The sequence below is a fragment of the Streptomyces jumonjinensis genome (assembly GCF_009600885.1).
In the GTDB taxonomy this organism is placed as follows: domain Bacteria; phylum Actinomycetota; class Actinomycetes; order Streptomycetales; family Streptomycetaceae; genus Streptomyces; species Streptomyces jumonjinensis.
Map to the genome: position 1 here is coordinate 64,849 of NZ_VCLA01000140.1, position 21,466 is coordinate 86,314.

Annotated in this window: 20 protein-coding genes; 11 read left to right on the forward strand and 9 right to left on the reverse strand. The window is 70.6% G+C overall.

Annotation, left to right across the window (positions count from 1 at the left end; translation table 11 throughout):
* Positions 1 to 18 precede the first annotated feature (18 nt).
* Positions 19 to 720: a DUF998 domain-containing protein gene (locus tag FF041_RS16920; protein WP_153523570.1), complete on the forward strand. Its 702-nt coding sequence runs from the start codon at positions 19 to 21 to the stop codon at positions 718 to 720.
* Between the two features lie 165 nt (positions 721 to 885).
* On the opposite strand, the gene FF041_RS16925 is transcribed toward FF041_RS16920, so the two are convergent.
* The 3 genes from FF041_RS16925 to FF041_RS16935 form a co-directional block, all read right to left on the reverse strand.
* Positions 886 to 1,680, reverse strand: coding sequence for a protein kinase (locus tag FF041_RS16925; RefSeq protein WP_153523571.1), 795 nt, complete (start codon positions 1,678 to 1,680; stop codon positions 886 to 888).
* A 19-nt stretch (positions 1,681 to 1,699) separates the two neighbouring features.
* Positions 1,700 to 2,608: a radical SAM/SPASM domain-containing protein gene (locus FF041_RS16930; protein WP_153523572.1), complete on the reverse strand. Its 909-nt coding sequence runs from the start codon at positions 2,606 to 2,608 to the stop codon at positions 1,700 to 1,702.
* Between the two features lie 243 nt (positions 2,609 to 2,851).
* Positions 2,852 to 3,994 carry a PP2C family protein-serine/threonine phosphatase gene (locus FF041_RS16935; protein WP_153523573.1) on the reverse strand — a complete coding sequence of 381 codons (1,143 nt, stop codon included), beginning with the start codon at positions 3,992 to 3,994 and terminating at the stop codon, positions 2,852 to 2,854.
* Positions 3,995 to 4,205: 211 nt separating this feature from the next.
* Here FF041_RS16935 and FF041_RS16940 point away from each other — a divergent pair, with 211 nt between their 5' ends.
* From FF041_RS16940 to FF041_RS16950, 3 genes are all read left to right on the forward strand, one after another.
* On the forward strand, positions 4,206 to 5,435 hold the full coding sequence (locus FF041_RS16940; protein ID WP_153523574.1) for a GNAT family N-acetyltransferase: 1,230 nt from the start codon (positions 4,206 to 4,208) through the stop codon (positions 5,433 to 5,435).
* A gap of 248 nt (positions 5,436 to 5,683) precedes the next feature.
* Positions 5,684 to 6,715, forward strand: a complete 1,032-nt coding sequence (locus FF041_RS16945; RefSeq protein WP_153523575.1) for a terpene synthase family protein — start codon at positions 5,684 to 5,686, stop codon at positions 6,713 to 6,715.
* Entirely contained in the window at positions 6,712 to 7,704 is a 993-nt protein-coding gene (locus tag FF041_RS16950) for a terpene synthase family protein (RefSeq protein WP_153523576.1), read from the forward strand. Before FF041_RS16945 ends, FF041_RS16950 begins: the two co-directional genes overlap by 4 nt.
* A 58-nt stretch (positions 7,705 to 7,762) precedes the next feature.
* On the opposite strand, the gene FF041_RS16955 is transcribed toward FF041_RS16950, so the two are convergent.
* Both FF041_RS16955 and FF041_RS16960 read right to left on the reverse strand, forming a co-directional pair.
* Positions 7,763 to 8,572: an Fpg/Nei family DNA glycosylase gene (locus FF041_RS16955; protein ID WP_323391963.1), complete on the reverse strand. Its 810-nt coding sequence runs from the start codon at positions 8,570 to 8,572 to the stop codon at positions 7,763 to 7,765.
* A gap of 409 nt (positions 8,573 to 8,981) precedes the next feature.
* Positions 8,982 to 9,470 (reverse strand): ribose-5-phosphate isomerase, encoded by a 489-nt coding sequence (locus tag FF041_RS16960; protein ID WP_153523577.1) that lies wholly within the window; start codon positions 9,468 to 9,470, stop codon positions 8,982 to 8,984.
* A gap of 93 nt (positions 9,471 to 9,563) precedes the next feature.
* Between FF041_RS16960 and FF041_RS16965 the strand changes: the two genes are divergently transcribed.
* A complete protein-coding gene (locus FF041_RS16965) occupies positions 9,564 to 11,009 on the forward strand; it encodes an amino acid permease (RefSeq protein WP_153523578.1) in 1,446 nt (481 codons plus the stop codon).
* Positions 11,010 to 11,097: 88 nt separating this feature from the next.
* Here the strand turns inward: FF041_RS16965 and FF041_RS16970 are convergent, their stop codons facing one another.
* Positions 11,098 to 11,682 (reverse strand): biotin transporter BioY, encoded by a 585-nt coding sequence (locus FF041_RS16970; protein ID WP_153483295.1) that lies wholly within the window; start codon positions 11,680 to 11,682, stop codon positions 11,098 to 11,100.
* Between the two features lie 384 nt (positions 11,683 to 12,066).
* Here FF041_RS16970 and FF041_RS16975 point away from each other — a divergent pair, with 384 nt between their 5' ends.
* Complete coding sequence (locus FF041_RS16975; RefSeq protein WP_153523579.1) at positions 12,067 to 13,509, forward strand: amino acid permease; 1,443 nt, start codon at positions 12,067 to 12,069, stop codon at positions 13,507 to 13,509.
* 80 nt (positions 13,510 to 13,589) lie between these two features.
* Here FF041_RS16975 and FF041_RS16980 read toward each other — a convergent pair whose 3' ends face one another.
* Both FF041_RS16980 and FF041_RS16985 read right to left on the reverse strand, forming a co-directional pair.
* A complete protein-coding gene (locus FF041_RS16980) occupies positions 13,590 to 14,213 on the reverse strand; it encodes a histidine phosphatase family protein (RefSeq protein ID WP_153523580.1) in 624 nt (207 codons plus the stop codon).
* Positions 14,210 to 15,628: an FGGY-family carbohydrate kinase gene (locus tag FF041_RS16985; protein WP_153523581.1), complete on the reverse strand. Its 1,419-nt coding sequence runs from the start codon at positions 15,626 to 15,628 to the stop codon at positions 14,210 to 14,212. Before FF041_RS16985 ends, FF041_RS16980 begins: the two co-directional genes overlap by 4 nt.
* A 119-nt stretch (positions 15,629 to 15,747) precedes the next feature.
* Here FF041_RS16985 and FF041_RS16990 point away from each other — a divergent pair, with 119 nt between their 5' ends.
* The 5 genes from FF041_RS16990 (at position 15,748) to FF041_RS17010 (ending at position 20,690) form a co-directional block, all read left to right on the forward strand.
* On the forward strand, positions 15,748 to 16,053 hold the full coding sequence (locus FF041_RS16990; protein ID WP_153523582.1) for a hypothetical protein: 306 nt from the start codon (positions 15,748 to 15,750) through the stop codon (positions 16,051 to 16,053).
* Between the two features lie 45 nt (positions 16,054 to 16,098).
* Positions 16,099 to 17,112, forward strand: a complete 1,014-nt coding sequence (locus FF041_RS16995; RefSeq protein WP_153523583.1) for a 2-hydroxyacid dehydrogenase — start codon at positions 16,099 to 16,101, stop codon at positions 17,110 to 17,112.
* 111 nt (positions 17,113 to 17,223) lie between these two features.
* Complete coding sequence (locus FF041_RS17000) at positions 17,224 to 18,642, forward strand: FGGY-family carbohydrate kinase (RefSeq protein ID WP_153523584.1); 1,419 nt, start codon at positions 17,224 to 17,226, stop codon at positions 18,640 to 18,642.
* A gap of 221 nt (positions 18,643 to 18,863) precedes the next feature.
* Complete coding sequence (locus FF041_RS17005) at positions 18,864 to 19,958, forward strand: glycerophosphodiester phosphodiesterase family protein (RefSeq protein ID WP_153523585.1); 1,095 nt, start codon at positions 18,864 to 18,866, stop codon at positions 19,956 to 19,958.
* Between the two features lie 96 nt (positions 19,959 to 20,054).
* Positions 20,055 to 20,690 (forward strand): superoxide dismutase, encoded by a 636-nt coding sequence (locus FF041_RS17010; protein ID WP_153483284.1) that lies wholly within the window; start codon positions 20,055 to 20,057, stop codon positions 20,688 to 20,690.
* Between the two features lie 134 nt (positions 20,691 to 20,824).
* On the opposite strand, the gene FF041_RS17015 is transcribed toward FF041_RS17010, so the two are convergent.
* Entirely contained in the window at positions 20,825 to 21,466 is a 642-nt protein-coding gene (locus tag FF041_RS17015) for a mycothiol-dependent nitroreductase Rv2466c family protein (protein WP_153523586.1), read from the reverse strand.

Here is a 21,466-nt window from a genome sequence, read left to right on the forward strand (position 1 = left end):
CCTGAGAGGCCAGCCGACATGACCGCGCTTCAGCAGTCCCCCGCCGCCCACGCCGCCACCGCCGCCCCCGTGCTCTCCACTCGCACCCTGCTCCGGGCCGGGGCCGCCGCCGCACCGGTGTGGACGGTCGTGGCGCTGACGCAGGCCGTCGCCCGGGACGGTTTCGACATCACCCGGCATCCGCTGAGCGCGCTGAGCAACGGCGAACCGGGTTGGATCCAGATCGCCAACTTCGTCGTCACGGGAACCCTGATGGCGCTCGGCGCGATGGGCCTGCGCCGGACCCTGCGCGGGACGCCCGGCGGGACCTGGGCACCCTGGCTGGCGCTGACCGGCGGGATCGGGATCATCGCGGGCGGGCTGTTCGTGATGGACCCGGCGGACGGATTCCCCTCCGGCACCCCGGCGGGGCCCCCGGAGACGCTCTCCGGGGCGAGCATCGGTCACATGGCGGCCGGGTCGATCGCCTTCCTCTCGCTGATCGCCGCGAACTATGTCCTCGGCCGTCACTTCAGCCGGGCGGGTCAGCGGGGCCGTGCCGTGCTCTCACGGCTCGCGGCGACCGGGCTGCTGCTGGGCAACGGGTGGGCGATGAGCGGAGGGACCTGGGGGACGGTGACGCTGGCGGCCGGGGTGATGGGGGCGATGCTGTGGCTGTCGACGGTGTGCGCCTGGGGCGCGCAGGTGCGCCGGGGAGGACTGGGGCGCGGGTCCCGGTGAAGCAGGGGGTGGGGTCCGGGGCGCTGCCCCGGGCCTCGCGCCTTGCTCAGCTCGTTCCAGCCCGTTCCGGGGCGTGCTCGTCCGGCAGGCTCCGGCACAAGCGCCCTGGCCTAGGCGAACGAAAGCAGACGCGAAGACCTCGCCGACCGGGCATCGGCCACGCCCTTACGCCCGTCGGTGGTCAACCCAGGCTTGCGCGGTCGCTTCCATGGCGCGGAGCCACGTCTGCTCGGGGAAGCGCTCCGCGCGGTGGCGGAACATGCGGAGGTTGGCCCTGGCGAACGCGTCGATGCCCTGGGGGTCCGATTTCGCCCAGCCTGGGCATGGGGACACCAGATCTTCCGCCGCCTCCGGAGTATGGCCGGCGGCGATGAGCTGGAGAACCAGTGACGACGGGTCGATGAAGCCGGCGCCCCGCGTCGGCCAGGACCAGTCGACCGCCCAACTGCCTTCCGCGCCGACAAGGAAATTTCCGGGTGCCACGTCTCCGTGGATGAGGCTGTCGCCCCGGAACAGTTGAGCTTCTGCCTCGTCGGCCGCGAAGGCGTCCCACCGTGTCTCATGCCAGTCCTCGACCAGGGCGGGCAGGGGAATCTCCTGGACCCTGCTGAGCAGGTCCAGCACGGCCGGGAGGTCCGGGGAGCCCGGCTCGAAGCGGCCCGGCCGTCCCTCCACCTGTTCAAAGCCCAGGGCCATCCAGCGGTCGTTCTCCGTGTGCCAGCACAGGCGCGGCGAGACTGATCGGACGGAGTCGTTGATCAGCCGCTCACGGACGAGCGAATCCCGTCGCCCCCCTGCCCGGTTCCGGACCCCCTTGACGAAGAAGCGACCGAGGTCACCGTCGATCAGCACCAGGACATCGGACATGAATCCGCGTTCGGTGGGCCGCATCTCCGCCACGGACCCCGTGAAGGGCCGTACGAGGTCCACGAAGTCGGAGTCGGGGAGGCGTTCGGTCATACGTCAGGCTCCTTGCGGACTAGTTCCTCGGAGTGCAACTGGAGCCGGGATGGCCGGGGCTGCACTCTTCGGGGACGGTTCCCGGATTGCACTTGTTGCCCCCGTCATCATCACCGCCGTCCCCTCCGTCGCCCATGCGTACGGACTCGCGGATGAGAGACTTCGTAGCACCCATGACGGGACCGTCGAGGATACTGTCCAGGCCGCCGTCGAGGACGTTCCCGACCCCGAGGGACGGGGTGAAGACGCACGGCGTCACATTGCCGTCGGGCCCGACCGCCGCCCGGTCCGTACCGCACTTTCCGCAGAGCCCGGAGAGGTCCGTCGCCTGACCACTGCCGCACGCGGCGCGTCCGAACGGCCGCACGCGGTCGACCTTGATCCGTTCCACACCCAGGCCGGTGAGTTCGGCACGCGTCTCGCTGACGCGCTGCTCGTCGTCGCACTCGATGATCGAGACCACGGGCTCGATGCCCAGTCCCAGCGCCTTGACGATGTTGCTCCGGGTGCGGGCGTGGCTCGGCCTCCGGGTGATCTCGTCGTGCTCGCCGGCCTGGTCCGAGTAGTACGACGTGGCCAGCGTGGTGGCCTTGTACTGGAAGATCTCCCACCACTCGTCCGTGACGCGCACCAGGTTGGTGAACACCTCCAGCTCCAAGCCGATGCTCAGGATGTGGCGGGCCAGGGTGAGGGCGTCGGGGTGGAGCGTCGGTTCGCCGCCGATGAGCTGGACGCGTGCGATGCCCCGCTCCGCAGCCTCGTTGACGACCGTGATCCAGTTGTCGCGCGTCAACGTCCCGTGGGCCCCCTCGGGGCCGGAGCCGTTGTAGCAGTGGTCACAGTTGAGCTGGCATTTCCGGGTCAGGTCGAGCCAGAGAAGGCCCTCAACTCGCTTGGTGCGTAAGACTTCCGGCGCCTGTGCAGTCATGCTCTTCCACCTCGCTGGTCCAGGAGCTGGGATTGACGCCCCCGGGGCCTTTGGAAGCCGGCCTCGGGGACATCCAGACTAGAAGGCGTCGCTGGATGGCTGGGCGGACATGCACAAGCTCAGTGCTCGGTCGACGACGGGTGGTGTGTTCAGCGGAGCGGTCGGAGACCAGCCCGTACTTCGGGCCGGCCCCGGCCTCACGCCGGCGGGCACAATCGCGGGACAGTCCGTGACGAAGCACTGCTAGGCGTCGCGGCAGACCAGCAGCAGCGCCCGGTCGTCGTTCACGTCCTTCGCCACCGCTTCGATCAGATGCCAGGCCGCGCCCTCGAAACCCGAGGGGACATAGCGGTCGGCCTCGCCGGTCAGCCGGTCCATGCCCTCCGCGAGGTCCCGTTCATGGGTCTCCACCAGGCCGTCGGTGAAGAGCATCAGCACATCGCCGGGGCGCAGCGAGCCCTTGACCGGGTCGAACTGGGCCCCGTCGTAGACGCCGAGCAGCGGGCCCTCGCCGCTCTTCTCCTCCCAGCGGCCGGTGCCCGCGTTGAGCTGGAGGGCGGGGAGGTGGCCCGCCGAGAGGAGTTCGTAGTCGCCGGACTCCAGGTCCAGCACCAGATGGATCGAGGTGGCGAAGCCCTCGTCCCAGTCCTGGCGGAGCAGATAGCCGTTGGCGGCGGGCAGAAAGCCGTGCGGGGGCAGTGAGCCCAGGAGCCCGCCGAACGCTCCCGACAGCAGCAGGGCGCGGGAAGCCGCGTCCATGCCCTTGCCGGACACGTCGGTGAGGACGACTTCCAGGGTGCGGCCCCCGTTGGTGCGGGCCGCCACGACGAAGTCGCCGGAGAAGGACTGGCCGCCCGCCGGGCGCAGGGCCATCTCCCGGTGCCAGCCCTTGGGGAGGCGGGGCAGGGCGCTCTGGACGCGGATGCGTTCGCGCAGGTCGAAGAGCATGGTGCCGCCGCGCCGCCAGGGCACGCCGACCCGGGCCCGGAACTGGGCGATCAGCAGGCCGAAGAATCCGCAGGCCGCGACCACCAGCACGGTTCCGGGGGTGACCCTGGCCGGGCCGTCCGTATAGGGGCCGAGGACGAAGGTCTCCACGATCAGTCCGGCGGCGCAGGCCGCGTACAGACCGAGCAGGCTCGCCGGGCGGAGCAGCAGCGCGCCCGCCACGATCGGCAGGACGAGGGCGGCGGGCGAGATCCACTCGGGGATCTTGATGGTGCCCCAGGTGAAGGCGGGGACGGTGAGCAGCAGCCCGGAGAGGGCGAGGGTGTCGGAGCCGTCGCCCCGGAAGTAGTCGACGGCGGACTTGCGCAGCGCGACGCGGGCCCGGTGCACCGCCTTGCGCAACCGGGCCTTGAACGAGTCCACACCACCATGAGCCATTGTCGTGTGACCTTATCGACCCATCGCCCTTTCGTGCAGGGGGACCCCTGCGACAATGCGTTCGAAATCGGGTCGCGCTGTCGCTGTAGAGCTCGATAGTTATGGCATATGACAGCCCGGGGCCCCGGGTGTCCGCCCCGGGTGTCCGCCCCTGGCCCGGCGGCCCGTATTTCAGTCGCCCCCGTGCCCGGTTCACTGGTACTGATGGCATATGACGATCGAGCTGAGAGTTCTGCGGCCATCCGAATGGGACGAGTGGTACCAGGGGCTGACGCTGGCCTTCGGGGGCATCCCCCAGTCACCCGAGAAGGCCGCTCTGATCCGCGAGATCACCGATTTCGACCGCTCGCTCGCCGCGTGGGACGGCGCGGAGTGCGTCGGCTCGGCGGGGTCCTTCGGCATGCAGGTGACAGTGCCCGGCGGCGGTCTCGCGCCCATGGCGGGCGTCACGATGGTCAGCGTCTCCTCGACCCATCGGCGGCGCGGTGTGCTCACCTCGATGATGCGCCGCCAGCTCGACGACATCCGGGCCTGGGGCGAGCCGCTCGCCGTGCTGACGGCGTCCGAGCCCGTCATCTACGGCCGGTTCGGATACGGCGCCGCCGCCAGCCTGATCAGGGCCGACATCGACACGGCACGGGTGCGGCTGGAGCTCCCGGAGGGCACGGAGTCCGTCCGGATACGCAAGATCCCGGCGAAGGACGCGCTGGCGGAGTGCGAGCCCGTCTACGCCCGGCAGGTCCCCGTACGGCCCGGGATGATCGTCCGGCTGCCCGGCTGGGACCGGTTGCAGTATCTGGACGCGCCCGAGGACCGTCAGGGCACCTCCCATCTTCAGACCGTGCTCGCCGAACGGGACGGGCGGACCACCGGATACGCCCTCTTCCGCATCCGTCCCGGCTGGGAGGACGCGGGCCCCAAGGGCAGGGTCGAGATTCAGGACATCCAGGCGGACGACCCCGCGTCGTACGCCGCGCTCTGCCGGTACGTCCTCTCGATCGACCTCACCTCGGTCGTGAGCATGAGCAACCGGCCGGTCGACGACCCCTGGCAGAGCCTGATCTCCGACATCCGGCGCTGCAACGTACGGGTGCAGGACAGCCTCCACGTACGGCTGGTGGAGGTCGGCGCGGCGCTGGAGGCGCGGACGTACCGCACTCCGGTGGATGTGGTGCTGGAGGTGGCGGACGCCTTCTGCCCGTGGAACGAGGGCCGGTGGCGGCTGACCGGCGACGCGAAGGGCGCGTCCTGCGAGCGCACCTCCGACGCGGCGGATCTGTCGCTGTCCGTACGCGAGCTGGGCGCGGTCTACCTCGGCGGGAGCTCGCTGGCGGAGCTGGCCGCCGCCGGGCGGGTGCGGGAGCTGCGCCGGGGCGCGCTGGCGGAGGCGTCCGTGGCCTTCGGGAGCGATACGGCGCCCTGGGGGCCGCACGACATCTGAGCCGCTGGGCGGGTGCGGGCCGGCCGCTTCGGGCGCACCGGGCGGGTGCGGGCCGGCCGCTTCGGGCGGCCGGCTCCGGTGTCCAGTTCCGTGATCCGTGACTCCGGTGAGGAGCTGCCCGACGGCCCCTGGTCAAGAGGCCGGGTTCAGTCAGCGTGCGGCGGCAGCAAGCCATACCGCTCATCTCCGCTTGTCGCCGTGCGAGGTCTCGGATATCGATGCCGTGTCACCCGCTAGGCGAAAGGCGCATGCTGCTGATGCACCTCTTCCCAGGAGCCCGATACCGGCTGCCCCCGATACCCCAGCTTCTCGCCTTCGGCCGTCACCCTCATGCGGCAGAGCTGGAACGCCGCCACGATCAATGGCTGCGTACGAGCTGCCCGTTCGCGACGAACGCCGGCCGTCAACGGTTCCTGTCGCATCGCAGTGCGCTGTGGACGGCTGCCACCTTCCCCACCACCGAACCGGTGCGGTTCCATGATCTGTCCCGGCTGACCTCCCTCCTCTTCGCCTTCGACGACCTGTGCCTCGATCACACCGACTCCGGCGTGCGCACGGCGAAGTCGTCACTCGCCGACTGCCTCGGGGTCCTGAAGGGTGAGCCGCCCTCCACCGAGTACGGCCAGGCACTCCACGGGATCTGGGACGGCATGGGCCTGCGGATGCCGCCCGGCCAGCGGGACCGCCTGATCGCCGCCCTCACGGACTTCGCCCGTGGCTGCTTCACCGAGATGGTTTCGAGAGCCGACCAGACCGTGCCGGACTTCCCGAGCTATGTACGGCTCCGTATCCAGCAGAGCCTGGCAGCCTGGATCTACTTCATCCTGACGGAGTACGCGGCAGCCGTCGACCTGGACGCCGAATCCCGGGAGGCGCTGGACGGCCTGCACTGGCTCTCCGCCGAACACCTCCTGTTCGCCAACGACCTCTTCTCCTTCCGCGCGGAACACTTCGGCGGAGACCACTTGAACGCCGTCTGTGTCATGACAGCCGCCGGCGCCTCCCTCCAGAACGCGGTGGACGAACTCGTCCGCCTGCTCTCAGCCAGGGAACACGAAATGGCCGCAGCCCTGGCCACTCTCCGCGCCGACGCCTCTCCGCCCGTACTGGCGTATCTCGAAAAGCTCGAATACGTCGTCTCCGGCAACCTCGCCCAAGCGAGATTCGCTCCCCGCTACCACGGCACCCAGGACTTCATCGACCATCCGATCGGCCAAGGGACCGTCACACTCTGGCCGGACCGGACAGAGCACTCCGCTCTCAAGCAGAAGGCAGAATGATGGAGAAGGAACCGCAGTTCTCCCTGCCCGAATTCATCTATCCGTTCCCCACCGTGGTCAGCCCCTACGAGAACGATCCCTCTTTCCACGACGAGTCCGCCTGGTACGACGCCTATTACTCGCACCACCGCGAAGAGGACCTGGCCAAGTACCGGCGGCAGCAGCTCGCGCAGTGTGCCGCGTATATGTCTCCCACGACCACCGACAAGACACACCTACGCCCCATGAGCCGCTTCCTTGTATGGCTGACCGTCATCGACGACCACTGCGAGTTCCTCTCCGCAGACGAGATCGCCGCCACACGGGACAGAGCGTGCGCCATCCTTCTGGGCGCGGACCCACGCCCGGACGAGATCGGCTATCTCCGCTTTCTCGGCCTGGTTCGGGAGGAATTCCAGGAGTTCATGCCTTACTTCTGGCTGGAACGCCTTGCGCACTCCCTCTACGAATACTTCACCTACGGCGTCATGGCAGAGGAACCGTACAAACGAGGCCGGATCGCCGGGCCGCCGCCGCTGGAGATCCATGAGCTCGTGCACGGGTACTCCATCGGCATGCTGCCTTACGGAGACATGGTGGAGCCGGGCATGGGCGCCGCGCTACCCGTCCATGTCTTCGAACATGGAGCGATCCAGCGCATACGAATGCTGCAATGCCGCCTCACAGTCATCCAGAACGACCTGTACTCGCTCCGCAAAGAGCTCGTCCGGCCTTCCGAGATGTTCAACATCGTCACCATCATCCGCCACGAGACAGGCTGCTCACTGGGCGAGGCCATCCAGGAATCCATCCGCAGAATGACCGCCTACGCCGACGAGATGGCCGTCATCGGCGACCATCTCCCCGACTTCGGCCCACACCAGCACCTGGCCGAAGAATACGTCCACGGGCTCAAGCTCCAGATCACCGGAATGGATCGCTGGTACAGCCACTCAGCCTCGATCCGCTACGTAGTCGGTGGAATCCCCGAACCCATCCACAGGCCCTGACGGCCGTTGGAGGAGATACGCCCGGAGATACGCCCGGAGGGCTTCCGAACGCGACCGCTCAGCCGCGCTGGCAGACGGGGCACCAGAAGAGATTCCGGCCGGCGAGGTCCGCCGTGCGGATCTCCGTGCCGCAGAGATGGCAGGGCTGGTGGGCCCGGCGGTAGACGTAGACCTCGCCGCCGTGGTCGTCGACCCTCGGCGCACGGCCCATCGCCTCGGGGGTGTGCTCGGGCCGGACCGTGTCGATGCGGTTGTGCCGTACGCCCTCGCGCATCAGCTCCACCAGATCCGCCCAGATCGCGTCCCACTCGGCGCGGGCGAGATCCCGGCCCGCGCGGTAGGGGTCGATGCCGTGCCGGAAGAGCGCCTCGGCGCGGTAGACGTTGCCCACGCCCGCGATGATCTTCTGGTCCAGCAGCAGCACGGCGATCGTCATACGGGAGCGGGAGATCCGCTCCCAGGCCCGGCCCGGGTCGTCGTCCGCGCGCAGCGGGTCGGGGCCGAGGCGGTCGTGTATCGCCGCCTTCTCGCCGTCCGTGATCAGGGCGCAGGCGGTGGGGCCGCGGAGGTCGGAGTACGACTCGGGGGTCAGCAGGCGCAGCCGCACGGTGTCCGTGGGCGGGGGCGCGGGGGCGTCGCCGATGGCGACCTTGCCGAAGAGGCCGAGGTGGACATGGACCCAGCCGAGCGGGCCGAAGCCGAGGAAGAGGTGTTTGCCGTGGGCCTCGGCGGAGGTCATGAGCTGCCCGTCGAGGAGGGCCGCGGAGTCGGAGAACTTGCCCTGCGGGCTGCTGACGCGGACCGGGCGCGCATGGAAGTGGGCGTGGTGGTCTTGGGCCAGGCGGTGGAGGGTGTGGCCTTCGGGCACGCGGGGGTCCTTCTTTGTGCGGGGGCCTGGTGCTCGGGAGCCCGCCGGCTCGGGCGCTTGTCGGGGCGCTGCCCCGAGCCCCGCTCCTCAATCGCCGGAGGGGCTGATTTTCGCTCTGCCGGAGCGGCTGAGTTTTTGCTCGGGCGCCTGTCGGGGCCCTGCCCCGAACCCCGCTCCTCAAACGCCGGAGGGGCTGGATTTGCCTCGCCGGAGGGGCTGATTTTCGCTCTGCCGGAGCGGCTGAGTTTTTGCTCGGGCGCCTGTCGGGGCGCTGCCCCGAACCCCGCTCCTCAAACGCCGGAGGGGCTGGATATGCCTCGCCGGGGGGCTGATTTTTGCTCCGCCGGAGGGCAGGGTTTCACCCGCCGAAGAAGCTGGATTTGCCTCGTTTGAGGAGCGGGCGACGGGGTCAGGGCTGCTGGGGGTGGTGGGCCGGGATCGGGGGAAGGGTGCCCGTGGTCTCGTACTCCGTGAGCATCTCGATGCGGCGGGTGTGGCGCTCCTCGCCGGAGTACGGGGTGCTGAGGAAGATCTCCACGAACTTCGTGGACTCCTCCAGCGAGTGCATCCGGCCGCCGATGGCCACGACGTTGGCGTTGTTGTGCTCACGGCCGAGCGCCGCCGTCTGCTCGCTCCACGCGAGCGCCGCACGGACGCCCTTGACCTTGTTCGCCGCGATCTGCTCGCCGTTGCCCGAGCCGCCGATCACGATGCCGAGGCTGTCCGCGTCCGCCGCCGTGCGCTCCGCCGCGCGAAGGCAGAACGGCGGGTAGTCGTCCTGGGCGTCATAGACATGGGGGCCGCAGTCGACGGGGTCGTGGCCGTGGGCCTTGAGCCACTCGACGAGGTGGTTCTTGAGTTCGTATCCGGCATGGTCGGAACCGAGGTACACGCGCATGGTCCGAGTGTGGCACGGGAGCAGCCGGGTAACAGTCAGCGGGGTCAGGACCTGACCCCGGTTGATTCGGCTCCCCGACCTTAGGAGTCCCATATGACCTCGCAGGACACCCTGTCGAAAGAAGGCGGGCATCCCGAAGAACCCGTGAACCCGCAGGACGGCGACGGTCTGCGGGCCGGCCTGAAGAACCGCCATCTGTCCATGATCGCCATCGGCGGGGTGATCGGCGCGGGGCTCTTCGTGGGCTCCGCCTCCGGCATCGCCGCCGCCGGGCCCGCGATCCTGGTCTCGTACGCGCTGGTCGGGACGATGGTCGTCCTGGTGATGCGGATGCTCGGCGAGATGGCCGCCGCCCAGCCGTCGTCCGGCTCCTTCTCCGAGTACGCGGACCGGGCGCTGGGCCGCTGGGCCGGATTCTCGATCGGCTGGCTCTACTGGTTCTTCTGGGTCGTGGTGCTGGCCGTGGAGGCGACCGCCGGGGCCGTGATCCTGGAGGGCTGGATTCCGGCGGTGCCCCAGTGGGCGTGGGCGCTGATCGTGATGGTCGTGCTGACCGCGACCAATCTCGCCTCCGTGGGGGCGTACGGCGAGTTCGAGTTCTGGTTCGCCGGGATCAAGGTGGTGGCGATCGGCGTGTTCATCGCCATCGGGCTGCTCGCGGTCTTCGGACTGCTGCCCGGGTCCGACAACCCCGGCTCGGGGCTCGCCCATCTCACCGACAGCGGGGGCTTCTTCCCCGAGGGGTACGGCGCGATCCTCACCGGGGTGCTGATGGTCGTCTTCTCCTTCATGGGGAGCGAGATCGTCACCCTCGCCGCCGGGGAGTCCGCCGACCCGCAGCGCGCCGTGAGCAAGGCGACCAACAGCGTGATCTGGCGGATCGCCGTCTTCTATCTGGGCTCCGTCTTCGTCGTGCTCACCCTGCTGCCCTGGGACGACAAGTCGATCACCGAGGACGGCTCCTATGTCGCCGCGCTCGACTCCATCGGCATCCCGCACGCCGGGCAGATCATGAACGTGATCGTGCTCACCGCCGTGCTGTCCTGTCTCAACTCCGGCCTCTACACGGCCTCACGCATGGCGTTCTCGCTGGGGCGGCGCGGCGACGCCCCGAAGTCCTTCGCCCAGACGGACGGGCGGGGGGTGCCCCGGGCGGCCATTCTCGCCTCGGTGCTCTTCGGGTTCGTCGCCGTGTTCTTCAACTACCGCTGGCCGGACACCGTCTTCGCCTTTCTGCTGAACTCCTCCGGCGCGGTCGCCCTCTTCGTCTGGCTGGTGATCTGCGCGACCCAGCTGCGGATGCGGGGGATCATCCTGCGGGAGGCGCCGGAGCGGCTGGTGGTGCGGATGTGGCTCTTCCCCTGGCTGACCTGGGCGACGATCGGAATGATCGCCTTCGTCCTCGTCTACATGCTCTTCGACGACGCCGGGCGGGACCAGGTGCTGTTGTCGCTGCTGGTCGCGGGCGTGGTGGTGGGCATCGCCGTGACCAGGGAGATGCTGGCCCGGCGGCCGGAGACCCGGCGCGAGACACCGTAAAGGGTCGTGAAGCCCTGCAAAGCAGAGGAGCCTCCCCTGTGCCCTGGGGCACGGGGGAGGCTCCTCTGTTCTGTCTTTACGTCTCCGCTCAGCCCCGGCGGCCGAGCAGCTTCCACGCCGTGGGCAGCGCGCCCATCGCCAGCGCCGCCTTCAGCGCGTCGCCGATCAGGAACGGGGTCAGGCCCGCCGCCACCGCCTGGGACAGCGTCATGCCCGTGGACAGGGCCAGATACGGGACGCCGATCGCGTAGATGATCGCCGAGCCCAGCACCATCGTGCCCGCCATGCGCGGTACGGAGCGGTCCGCGCCGCGCCGGGCCAGCGCGCCGACCACCGTCGACGCCAGCAGCATGCCGAGGATGTAGCCGAAGGACGGCATCGACCAGCCGGAGGTGCCCTCCGCGAACCACGGCATGCCCGCCATGCCCGCCACCGCGTAGAGCGCGAGGGAGAGCAGACCGAGCCGCGCGCCGAGCGCGGTGCCGACGAGCAGGGCGGCGAAGGTCTGGCCGGAGACCGGGACCGGGGAGCCGGGGATCGGGACGGCGAGCTGTGCCGCGATGCCGGTGAGGGCCGCGCCGCCGACGACGAGCGCGATGTCCCGGGTACGGGAGGCGGGGAGCAGGTCCGCGAGGACCGCGCCCGGACGGGAGGTGACTGTGGCAGTGCTCATCGGGACTCCGCTGGGGCGATGTGGGGCGGGGGAGGCAGGGACGCTGTGACCGTAGCCCACGGGCTCTCGCCACGACACCGTCAGCCACAGACAAAGGCAGGTGCGGCGGTTTCATGGAGATCGCACAAAGCCCGGGGATCATGCACACCCGGACGTGATGCTCGTCACTGAGGCAGGAGCGAAATTGCCTCACTCGCGAGAGGCGAGCGACTGTGGAGTTCCACCAAAACCATGAGCCGGAACCCATAGCCTTCGCCCCGTAGGCGGATGTGCACTTTCCGTGACTCCTGTGATCGTTTGATGGACATCCGTTGCCCTGTGATCAGCACGCGTGCTCAGTTTTGGTGGTCCGCTTCTCCTCAGCTACTGAACAGGGCTCACCGAATGTCCAAGACTTCCGCGCCGCCGCCGGTCGGTCTCCCGGCCGACAGCGGCTCCGGCGGCCAGGGGCTCTCCCACGGCCTCAAACAGCGCCATCTGTCGATGATCGCCCTCGGCGGCGTCATCGGGGCCGGGCTCTTCGTCGGGTCCGGAGCGGGCATCGCCCAGGCCGGGCCCTCCATCGTCATCGCCTACGCGCTCTCCGGGCTGCTCGTCATGCTGGTGATGCGGATGCTCGGCGAGATGTCGGCGGCGAACCCCGCGTCCGGCACCTTCTCCGTCCACGCCGAGCGGGCGATCGGCCCCTGGGCCGGATTCGCCTCCGGCTGGATCTTCTGGTTTCTGCTCTGCGTGGTCGTCGGCCTCGAAGGGATCGGGGCCGCGAAGATCATGACCGGGTGGCTGCCCGGCACCCCCGAGTGGGCGTGGGTCGCGCTCTTCACGGTGACGTTCTGCGTGGCGAACCTCGCGGCGGTGAAGAACTTCGGCGAGTTCGAGTTCTGGTTCGCCGCGCTGAAGGTCGGCGCGATCGTGCTCTTCCTCGGGATCGGGGTGCTCGCCATCATCGGCGTGCTGCCGGACACCGACGCGCCCGGAGTCTCGAATCTGACCGGCGAGGGCGGCTTCCTGCCCAACGGCACCGAGGGGCTGGTGTTCGGTCTGCTCGCGTCGGTCTTCGCGTACGGCGGTCTGGAGACGGTCACCATCGCGGCGGCCGAGTCCGAGCACCCGGTGCAGGGCGTCGCCAAGGCCGTGCGCACCGCGATGTGGCGGATCGCGATCTTCTACGTCGGGTCGATGGCGGTCGTCGTCACCCTGGTCCCCTGGAACGACCCGAAGGTGGTGGCGCAGGGGCCGTACGTCGCCACGCTCGACCATCTCGGCATCCCGGCCGCCGCGCAGATCATGAACGTGGTCATCCTGATCGCCCTGCTCTCCGCGATGAACGCCAACATCTACGCCGCGTCGCGGATGTCCATGTCACTGGTGGCGCGCGGACAGGGGCCGAAGGCGCTCGGGCGCACCCATCGGGGGGTGCCGAGGACGGCGGTCGTGGTGTCGACCGCGTTCGGGTTCGGATGTGTGCTGCTGAGCTACTGGCGGCCGGACGACGTCTTCATGTGGCTGCTCAACATGATCGGCGCGATCATCCTGGTCGTGTGGTTCTTCGTGGGCGTCTCGCAGCTGATCCTGCGGCGGCGGACCGAGCGTGAGGACCCCTCGCGGCTGGTGGTGAAGATGTGGCTGTACCCGGGGCTGACCTGGGTGGCGCTGGCGGGGATGGCGACGGTCTTCGTGCTGATGGCACGGGAGGACGACACCCGTACGCAGCTCCTCTACTCCGGCGGGCTGACGCTGGCGCTCTGTCTGGTGGGGTACGTACGGCAGGTGCTCGCCCGCGCCGGAGCGGAGAAGGACGGAGCCGGGGCGGAGAAGGACCGGTAGTCGCCCGGGCTTCTGTGGTCGGGGGCCGGCTGATTCGGACGGGCCCCCGACCTCAGCCGCCCAGGCTCCCGCCGCCCCGATCAGCCCGTCCCCGGCGTGTCCGTCGGGAGGTTGAGGGAGAGCAGCGCACAGCTCGCGGGGGTGAGGCGGAGCTCGGTGACGGCCGTGTTCCGCAGCCGGGGGAAGACCCGGCGGTAGTTCCCCAGCGGGATGGCCAGCAGCTCGCACAGGACCAGCCGGAGCAACGTGTTGTGCGCCACCACCAGGACGCGTTCGCCGTCGTGGGCGGCGGCGATGCGGCGGAGGGCGGACGCGCCCCGGGACGCCGCCGCCGCCGGGTCCTCCGCGCCGGGGAAGGGATGGGCCACCGGGTCGGCCCGGAAGGCTCCGGCCGCCTCGGGGGACTCGGCGGCGAACTCGGCGAGGGTGCGGCCCTCCACCACGCCGAAGTCGCACTCGCGCAGCTCGTGGTCGCGGTGCGGGCGGAGCCCCAGCGCCGTGCCCGCGGGCTCCGCCGTCTCGATCGCGCGGGAGAGCGTCGAGGTCCAGATCGCGTCCACCGGATGGGCCCCGGCCCACTCCCCCAGCCGCCGGGCCTGGGCGCGGCCCTCCTCGGTGAGGGGAACATCGCTGACCCCCGCGTAACGGTTCTCCGCGTGCCAGACGGTCTGGCCGTGCCGGGCCAGCAGCAGTGTCGCGCTCATCGGTCCCTCTCCGTGCGGGCGCGGGCGTGCGCGGCGGTCTCGGACGGCAGCCAGCCGCGGCGCTCCAGTTCGCCGACCAGTGTGAGGTACGGGCCGGTGAAGCGGCCGGTACGCGCCGGGTGGACCGTGCGGCTCAGCCGGACCATCCGTTCGGCCGCCGCGGCCAGCGTGGGGGCCGCGCCCGCCCCGTACGCCGCCAGCACGGCCATTCCCAGGGCCGGTTCGCTGTACTCGGGGACGCGGATCGGGCGGCCCAGGATCTCCGCCCGCAGAGCGGTCCAGTAGGCGCTGCGGACCGCGCCGCCGGTGAAGGTCAGCGGGCCGTCCACGGTCGCGCCCAGCAGATCGAGATAGTCCAGGCAGAGGCGTTCGGTCAGCGCGACGCCCTGGAGGAGGGCCGCCCAGTGCTCGGCGTCGGACGCCGGGGTGCCGAGGACGAACGCGGTCGCGTCCGGGGCGAGGAAGGGGAAGCGCTCGCCCCGCGCGCCGAGCGGATACGCCACCGGGGCCACGGCCGCGCGGTCCGCCGCCGCGCGGTCGGCGGCCCCACCGTCGGCGGCCCCACGGTCGGCCGAGTCACGGTCCGCCGCGAGGGCGTCGAGGGCGGCCGGGTCGGCGTCGGGGAAGGCCGTGCGCAGCGCGCCGCCGCCGACGTTGGAGGCCCCGCCGGGGAGCCAGTCGCCGTCCGGGGAGAGATGGCTGTAGACCACTCCGGACGGGTCGCGCAGCGGGGTCGCCGTGACCCCTTTGAGAACGAGCGTGGTGCCGAGCACCGAATTCCAGGAGCCGACGGTGAGCGAGCCGGAGGCGATCTGGGCGGCGCAGCCGTCGGTCATCCCGGCCACAATCGCGGTCCCGGCGGGGAGGCCCGTCTCCTCCCCGGCGGCGCGGCTCACCTCGCCGATGACCGTTCCGGGGCGGACCACTTCGGGCAGCCCGGGCAGCCCGGGGTCGGCGAACTCCCCGCGCTCCGGGTCGTATCCCGTCTTGAGGGCGTGGCTGGAGTCGGTGGGCAGCGGCCGGCCCGCCAGCCGGGCGGCGATCAGATCGGCCTGGTGGGTGATCCGCCCAGGGCCGTACGCGTCGAGAAGGAGGCGGGCGCGGCCCGTGCCCCGGCCGGGCGCGCGGCCGTCGTCGTACATCACCGCCGGGGTCAGCTCCCGGCCACGGTCGTCGGTGAGCAGGACCGTGCCGGAGGTGGCGCAGATCGCGAGGGCCCGGGGGCGGTGGCCGTCGCCCAGGGCTCCGCGCACCGCCTCGCGGACGGCGGTCCACCAGTCCGCGGGGAGCTGTTCATGGCGCTTGCCGTCACGGCGGCCGGTCAGCGGCGCGGAGCCGCTGCCGAGGATCGCGCCGTCGTCGGCGGCGACCACCGCGCGGACGCTCTGGGTGCCCAGATCGATCCCCATCCACATACCGGCTCCTCCCGGGCACGCCGCTCGCGGCCTCCTCTGAGACGTTCTCATCTTCCGGCGGGAGAAACCCGTGCGCGGAGGATTGACGGGCCACCGTCTCTGTCACAAGCTCTGGTGCCATGCGAGGACCCGGGGCGCGGCCGGTCACCCGGCCGGGGACGACCGCCGGCTTCCCCGGCGCGCTGACTCCGCTCGTCGCCGAGCGCGGCATCCGCCCGATGACGCCGGGCGGCGGCTACGATCCGCTGCACATATCCGTCATGCGCACCCTTTCCGCCCCGTCCGCCCGTGCTGTGCCGCGACTCTCCCGCTCCGGTCCGGTCGCCGCGAGCGACGGCGACGGCGACGGCGCACCGGTCGGGGCCGTGCGCGAACTCGATGAGCACAAGATCCCCCATCAGGTCTGTGCGGTGGGCCGGATGTAGGCCCCGCCCCGGCCCACAGGCCGACGATCACGCGGAGGAACCGAAATGAAAGTCCTGGCTGCCGGCGACCACTTCGTCCGCAACTCCCTGATCGCCGAGGCCCTGCGGCGAGCCCTCGCCGACACCTCGCTGGAGCTGACCGAGCTCACTCTGCCCTGGCCGCTGGAGCCCTTCGGCCCGGTCGCCGAGGTGGCGGAGGCGAGCGACTCCGAGGACGCGCTGATCAAGGCGCTGGACGGGGTGGAGGTCTGTGTCACCCAGATGGCCCCGTTCACGGAGCGGGTGCTGGAGGCATCCCCCGCGCTGCGGATGATCGCCGTCTGCCGGGGCGGCCCGGTCAACGTCAACGCCGAGGCGGCCAGGGCCCGGGGGGTACGGGTCTGTTTCGCGCCGGGGCGCAACGCCGCGTCGACCGCCGAGTTCACCATCGGGCTGATGCTGTCGGCGCTGCGCCGTATTCCCGAGGCCCATCACTCGCTGGCGCTGGAAGGGGACTGGGACGGCTCGTACTACACGTATGAGCACAGCGGGCTCGAACTGGAGGACACCCCGGTCGGGCTGGTCGGCTACGGCGCGGTCGGCAGCCGGGTCGCACGGGTGCTGACCGCCTTCGGCGCGGAGGTGGAGGTGTACGACCCGTATGTGCGCGGCGATGTGCTCGGGATGCGCGCCGGGTCGCTGGACGCGCTGCTCACCCGCTCCCGGGTGCTGACGCTGCACGCCCGGCTGACCCCGGAGACCCGGGGGCTGATCGGGGCGCGCGAGCTGGAGCTGCTGCCGCACGGCGCGGTGCTGGTGAACGCGGCGCGCGGCGGGCTGCTGGACACGGAGGCGCTCTGCGACGCGCTGGACAGCGGGCGGCTGGCGGCGGCGGCGCTGGACACCTATGCCGAGGAGCCGCTGCCCGAGGGGTCGCGGCTGCTGTCCACGCCGAATCTGGTGCTCACTCCGCATATCGCGGGCGCGAGCCGGGCGGTGGCCCGCAAGGCGGCGCAGATCGCGGCGGCCGAGGTGGCCCGCTATGCCCGCAGCGAGCCGCTCGCCCACACCCTGAACTGACCCTTCTGTACCGACCCTTCTGCACTGACTCTTCTGCACTGACTCTTCTGCACTGACTCTTCTGCACTGCACCTTCCGCACTGCCCCTTCTGCCCGACAGGAGCGCTGACGATGGCGACATACATCGGGATCGACGCAGGTACGTCCATGGTCAAAGCGGCGGCTTTCGACGAGCGGGGCCGCCCGCTGGGGGTCGAGTCGCGGCCGGTCTCGCTCTCCCTCCACGGCGGTCACGCCGAGCAGGACATGGAGGAGGTGTACGGCGCGGTGGAGGAGGTGCTCACCTCGCTGACGGCGGTCCTCGACGATCCGGTGGAGCTGATCGGTCTGACGGGGCAGGGGGACGGGGTCTGGCTGGTCGACGACCAGGGCCGGCCGGTGCGGGCGGCGATCTCCTGGATGGACGGCCGGGCGCATGAACTGGTCGACGAGTGGCAGTCGTCGGGCGTGGTGGACTCGGTCTTCCGGCGCTCCGGGAGCGCGATGTTCCCCGGCTGTCCCGGGCCGGTGCTGGCCTGGCTGGACCGGCACGAGCCCGCGGCCCTGGACGCGGCGTCGGCCGCCGTCTACTGCAAGGACATGGTGTTCCAGCGGCTGACCGGCATCCGGGCGACGGATGTGTCGGACGCGTCGATGCCGTTCCTGGACCCGCGCACCCGGGCGTACGCGGACGAGGTGCTGCTGACGCTGGGGCTTTCGCACCGGCGGCGGCTGCTGCCCCCGATCAGCGATCCGGTGGCGGTGGGCGAGCTGCCGGAGTCGGGGACGCGGATCGCGAACGGGCCCTACGATCTGCCGGCCTGCGCGCTGGGCGCGGGGGTCACCGCGCCGGGCGACGGGCTGTTGATCGTCGGCACCTGTCTGGCGGCGCTGGTGGCCGTCGACGAGCTCGATCTGGCCGGTGAGGCGGCGGGGCTGCACATCTCCACGGACCGCCCGGGGCACTGGCTGCGGGCCATGCCCGCGATGGTGGGCACGGCGGCGCTGGACTGGGTGCTGAACACCACGGGCGTGGCGCATACGGAGGTGAACGGGCTCCTTGAGGCCACTCCGCCGGGCGCGCACGGGGTGCGGGTGCTGCCCTATTTCGCCTCGTCGGGCGAGCGCGCGCCGTTTGTGGAGCCCCGGCTGCGGGCGGAGCTGAGCGGGGTCTCGCTGGAGTCCACCAAGGCGGATCTGATCCGGGCCACGTGCGAGGGCATCGGTTTCGCGGCGCGGCACTGTCTGGAGGCGGCCGGGCTCACGGGGTCGCTGGCGATCTGCGGCGGCGGGACACGGTCTCCCGCGTGGATGCGGCTGTTCGCGGATGTGCTGGGGAGGCCGCTGCGGATCGTCGAGGGCGAGGTGGGGGCGCGGGGCGCGGTGCTGGCGGCGGCGGAGCGCTTCGGGGTGGAGCTGGAGACGGCCGTGTGGACGGAGCCCACGTCGGTGGTGGAGCCGGACGCCGAGCGGGCGGAGTTCTACGCCAAGGCGTACGACGACCATCTGGAGCGCCTGGCGGCGGCCCGCTCCCGGGCCCGCGCGACCTGACCGCTCCCGGGGGGTGTACGCCCGGGGGCCCGGCGCGGTCCTGGGCCCGGCATGTCCCGGGACCGCGCGGCCGGAGATCCCGCGCGGCCCGGGGCACGTACGGCCCGGGTCCAGCCCAGCACGGTACGGGTCCCGGCCGCCGCGCCCTCACCCGTACGCCGAGCACCGTCCGAGCTCCATCGAGCACCCGCGCATCCGAGCACCCGACGAGGGAGATCCGCATGCCCGCACTGCCCAGACGCAGATCGGTCCTGCTGGCCGCCGGCGCGAGCGGCACCCTGGCCGCGCTGCCCGGCCCGGCACGCGCCAGCGACCACGGCGACCACGGCGACGGCCGCCGGCCCGTGGTGATCGGTCACCGGGGCGCGGCCGGCTGGCGGCCCGAGCACACCGAGGGGTCGTACGCCTTCGCCGTCCGCTCCGGGGCCGACTGGATCGAACCGGATCTGGTCCCCACCAAGGACCATGTCCTGGTCGTCCGGCACGAGAACGAGATATCCCAGACCACCGATGTGAGCTCCCGGCCGGAGTTCGCCGACCGCAGAGCCAGGAAGCTGATCGACGGACGGTGGGTGGAGGGCTGGTTCACCGAGGACTTCACGCTGGCCGAGCTGAAGACCCTGCGTACGGTCGAACGGCTGCCGCTGGTCCGCAATCGCAACACCGTCTTCAACGGCCGGGAGCCGATCCTCACCTTCCAGGAGACCGTGGATCTCGCCCGCCGGCTCTCCCGGCTCCACGGCCGCCGCATCGCCGTCTTCCCGGAGACCAAGCACCCCGCCTACTTCCGCTCGATCGGACTGCCGCTGGAGCCCGAGCTCATCCGTGTCATCCGTCGCAACCGGCTCGACCGGCACAGCTGTGTGGTGCAGTCCTTCGAGCCCGCCAGCCTGCTGCTGATGGCGGAGGCCGGGCTACGGCTGCCGCTGTGGCAGGCCATCGGCACCACGGGCGGCCCCTTCGGCCACGATCTGACGTATCAGCAGATGACCACAGCCCAGGGGCTGGCGCGGATAGCGGAGTACGCGGAGTGGATCGGCCCGGACAAGTCCTGGGTCGCCCCGCCCTCCCCCCTGCCGGCCAACGCGCACGCGGCGGGGCTGAAGGTCGGCGCGTACACCTTCCGGGCGGAGAACACCTATCTTCCCGCCGCCTTCCGGCGGGGCACCGCGGCCCATGACTTCGGCGACGCGTTCGGCGAGTACGCGCTGCACTACGGCATCGGAGTGGACGCCGTCGTCACCGACTTCCCGGATATCGCGGTCCTCGCCCGCCAGGAGTACTGCGCCTTGGTACGGCCTGAGCACGGCACCTGAGTCCTAGGACCAATGCCTGATCGGCCACGGTCCCTCCTGCTGCTAACGTGCACTTGCGTAAGATGTGCATTAAGCAGTCGGAGGGACCGGAAAAACATGGCCGTCTACACGCTTCCTGATCTGCCGTACGACTACACCGAGCTCGAACCGGTCATCAACCCGCAGATCATCGAGCTGCACCACGACAAGCACCACGCCGCGTACGTCAAGGGCGCCAACGACACCCTTGAGCAGCTCGCTGAGGCCCGCGATAAGGACCAGTGGGGAGCGATCAACGGCCTGGAGAAGAACCTCGCGTTCCATCTCTCCGGCCATATCCTCCACAGCATCTACTGGCACAACATGACCGGCGACGGCGGCGGCGAGCCGCTGGACAAGGACGGCGTCGGCGAGCTCGCGGACGCGATCGCCGAGTCGTTCGGCTCCTTCGCCAAGTTCAAGGCCCAGCTGACCAAGGCGTCCGCGACGACGCAGGGCTCGGGCTGGGGCGTTCTGGCGTATGAGCCGGTCAGCCGCCGTCTGATCGTGGAGCAGGTCTACGACCACCAGGGCAATGTCGGCCAGGGCTCCGTGCCGATCCTGGTCTTCGACGCCTGGGAGCACGCCTTCTACCTTCAGTACAAGAACCAGAAGGTGGACTTCATCGACGCCATGTGGCAGGTCGTGAACTGGCAGGACGTGGCCAAGCGCTACGCCGAGGCCAAGGAGCGCACGCCGCTCATCGCGCCGTGACCCCCGGGGCCCGACCCCGTTGAAACGTCCTGCTCGTGATCGTCTTCTCAACCTTCACGTGCGGGCGGATGAGAGAAGGACCCCCGCGAGGACGTGACTCGCGGGGGTCCTTCCATACTCCACCCGAGCGAGGATCAGAGGTTGGAGAAGTCCGGTTCCGCCGTGCGGCTGCGCTTGATCTCATAGAAACCGGGGGTCGACGCCACCAGCAGGGTGCCGTCCCAGAGCCTGGCCGCCGCCTCGCCGCGCGGGGCCGGGGTGACCACCGGGCCGAAGAACGCGACCTGCTCGCCGTCCGCGCCGGGGACCGCGATGACCGGGGTGCCCACGTCCTGGCCGACCTTGTCGATGCCCTCCTGGTGGGAGGCGCGCAGCTCGGTGTCGTAGGTGTCCTTGTCCATGTAGTCGGCGAGGGCGGCGGGCAGCTCCGCGTCCGCCAGCGCGCCGATCACGGCCTCCCGGGTGACGCCCTCGCCCCGGTTGTGGAAGCGGGTGCCGAGCGCGGTGTAGAGCCGGCCGAGGACCTCGCTGCCGTGCTCCCGCTCGGCGGCGACGGCGACCCTGACCGGGCCCCACGCGTCCTTCAGGACCTCCTGGTACTCCTCCGGGAGCTCGTCGAACCGCTCCTCGTTCAGCACGGCGAGGCTCATCACATGCCAGCGGAGCTCGATGTCCCGCAGCTGCTCCACCTCCAGCATCCAGCGGGAGGTCATCCAGGCCCAGGGGCAGAGCGGATCGAACCAGAAGTCCACGGGGGTCTTGCCGTTCTCGGGCAT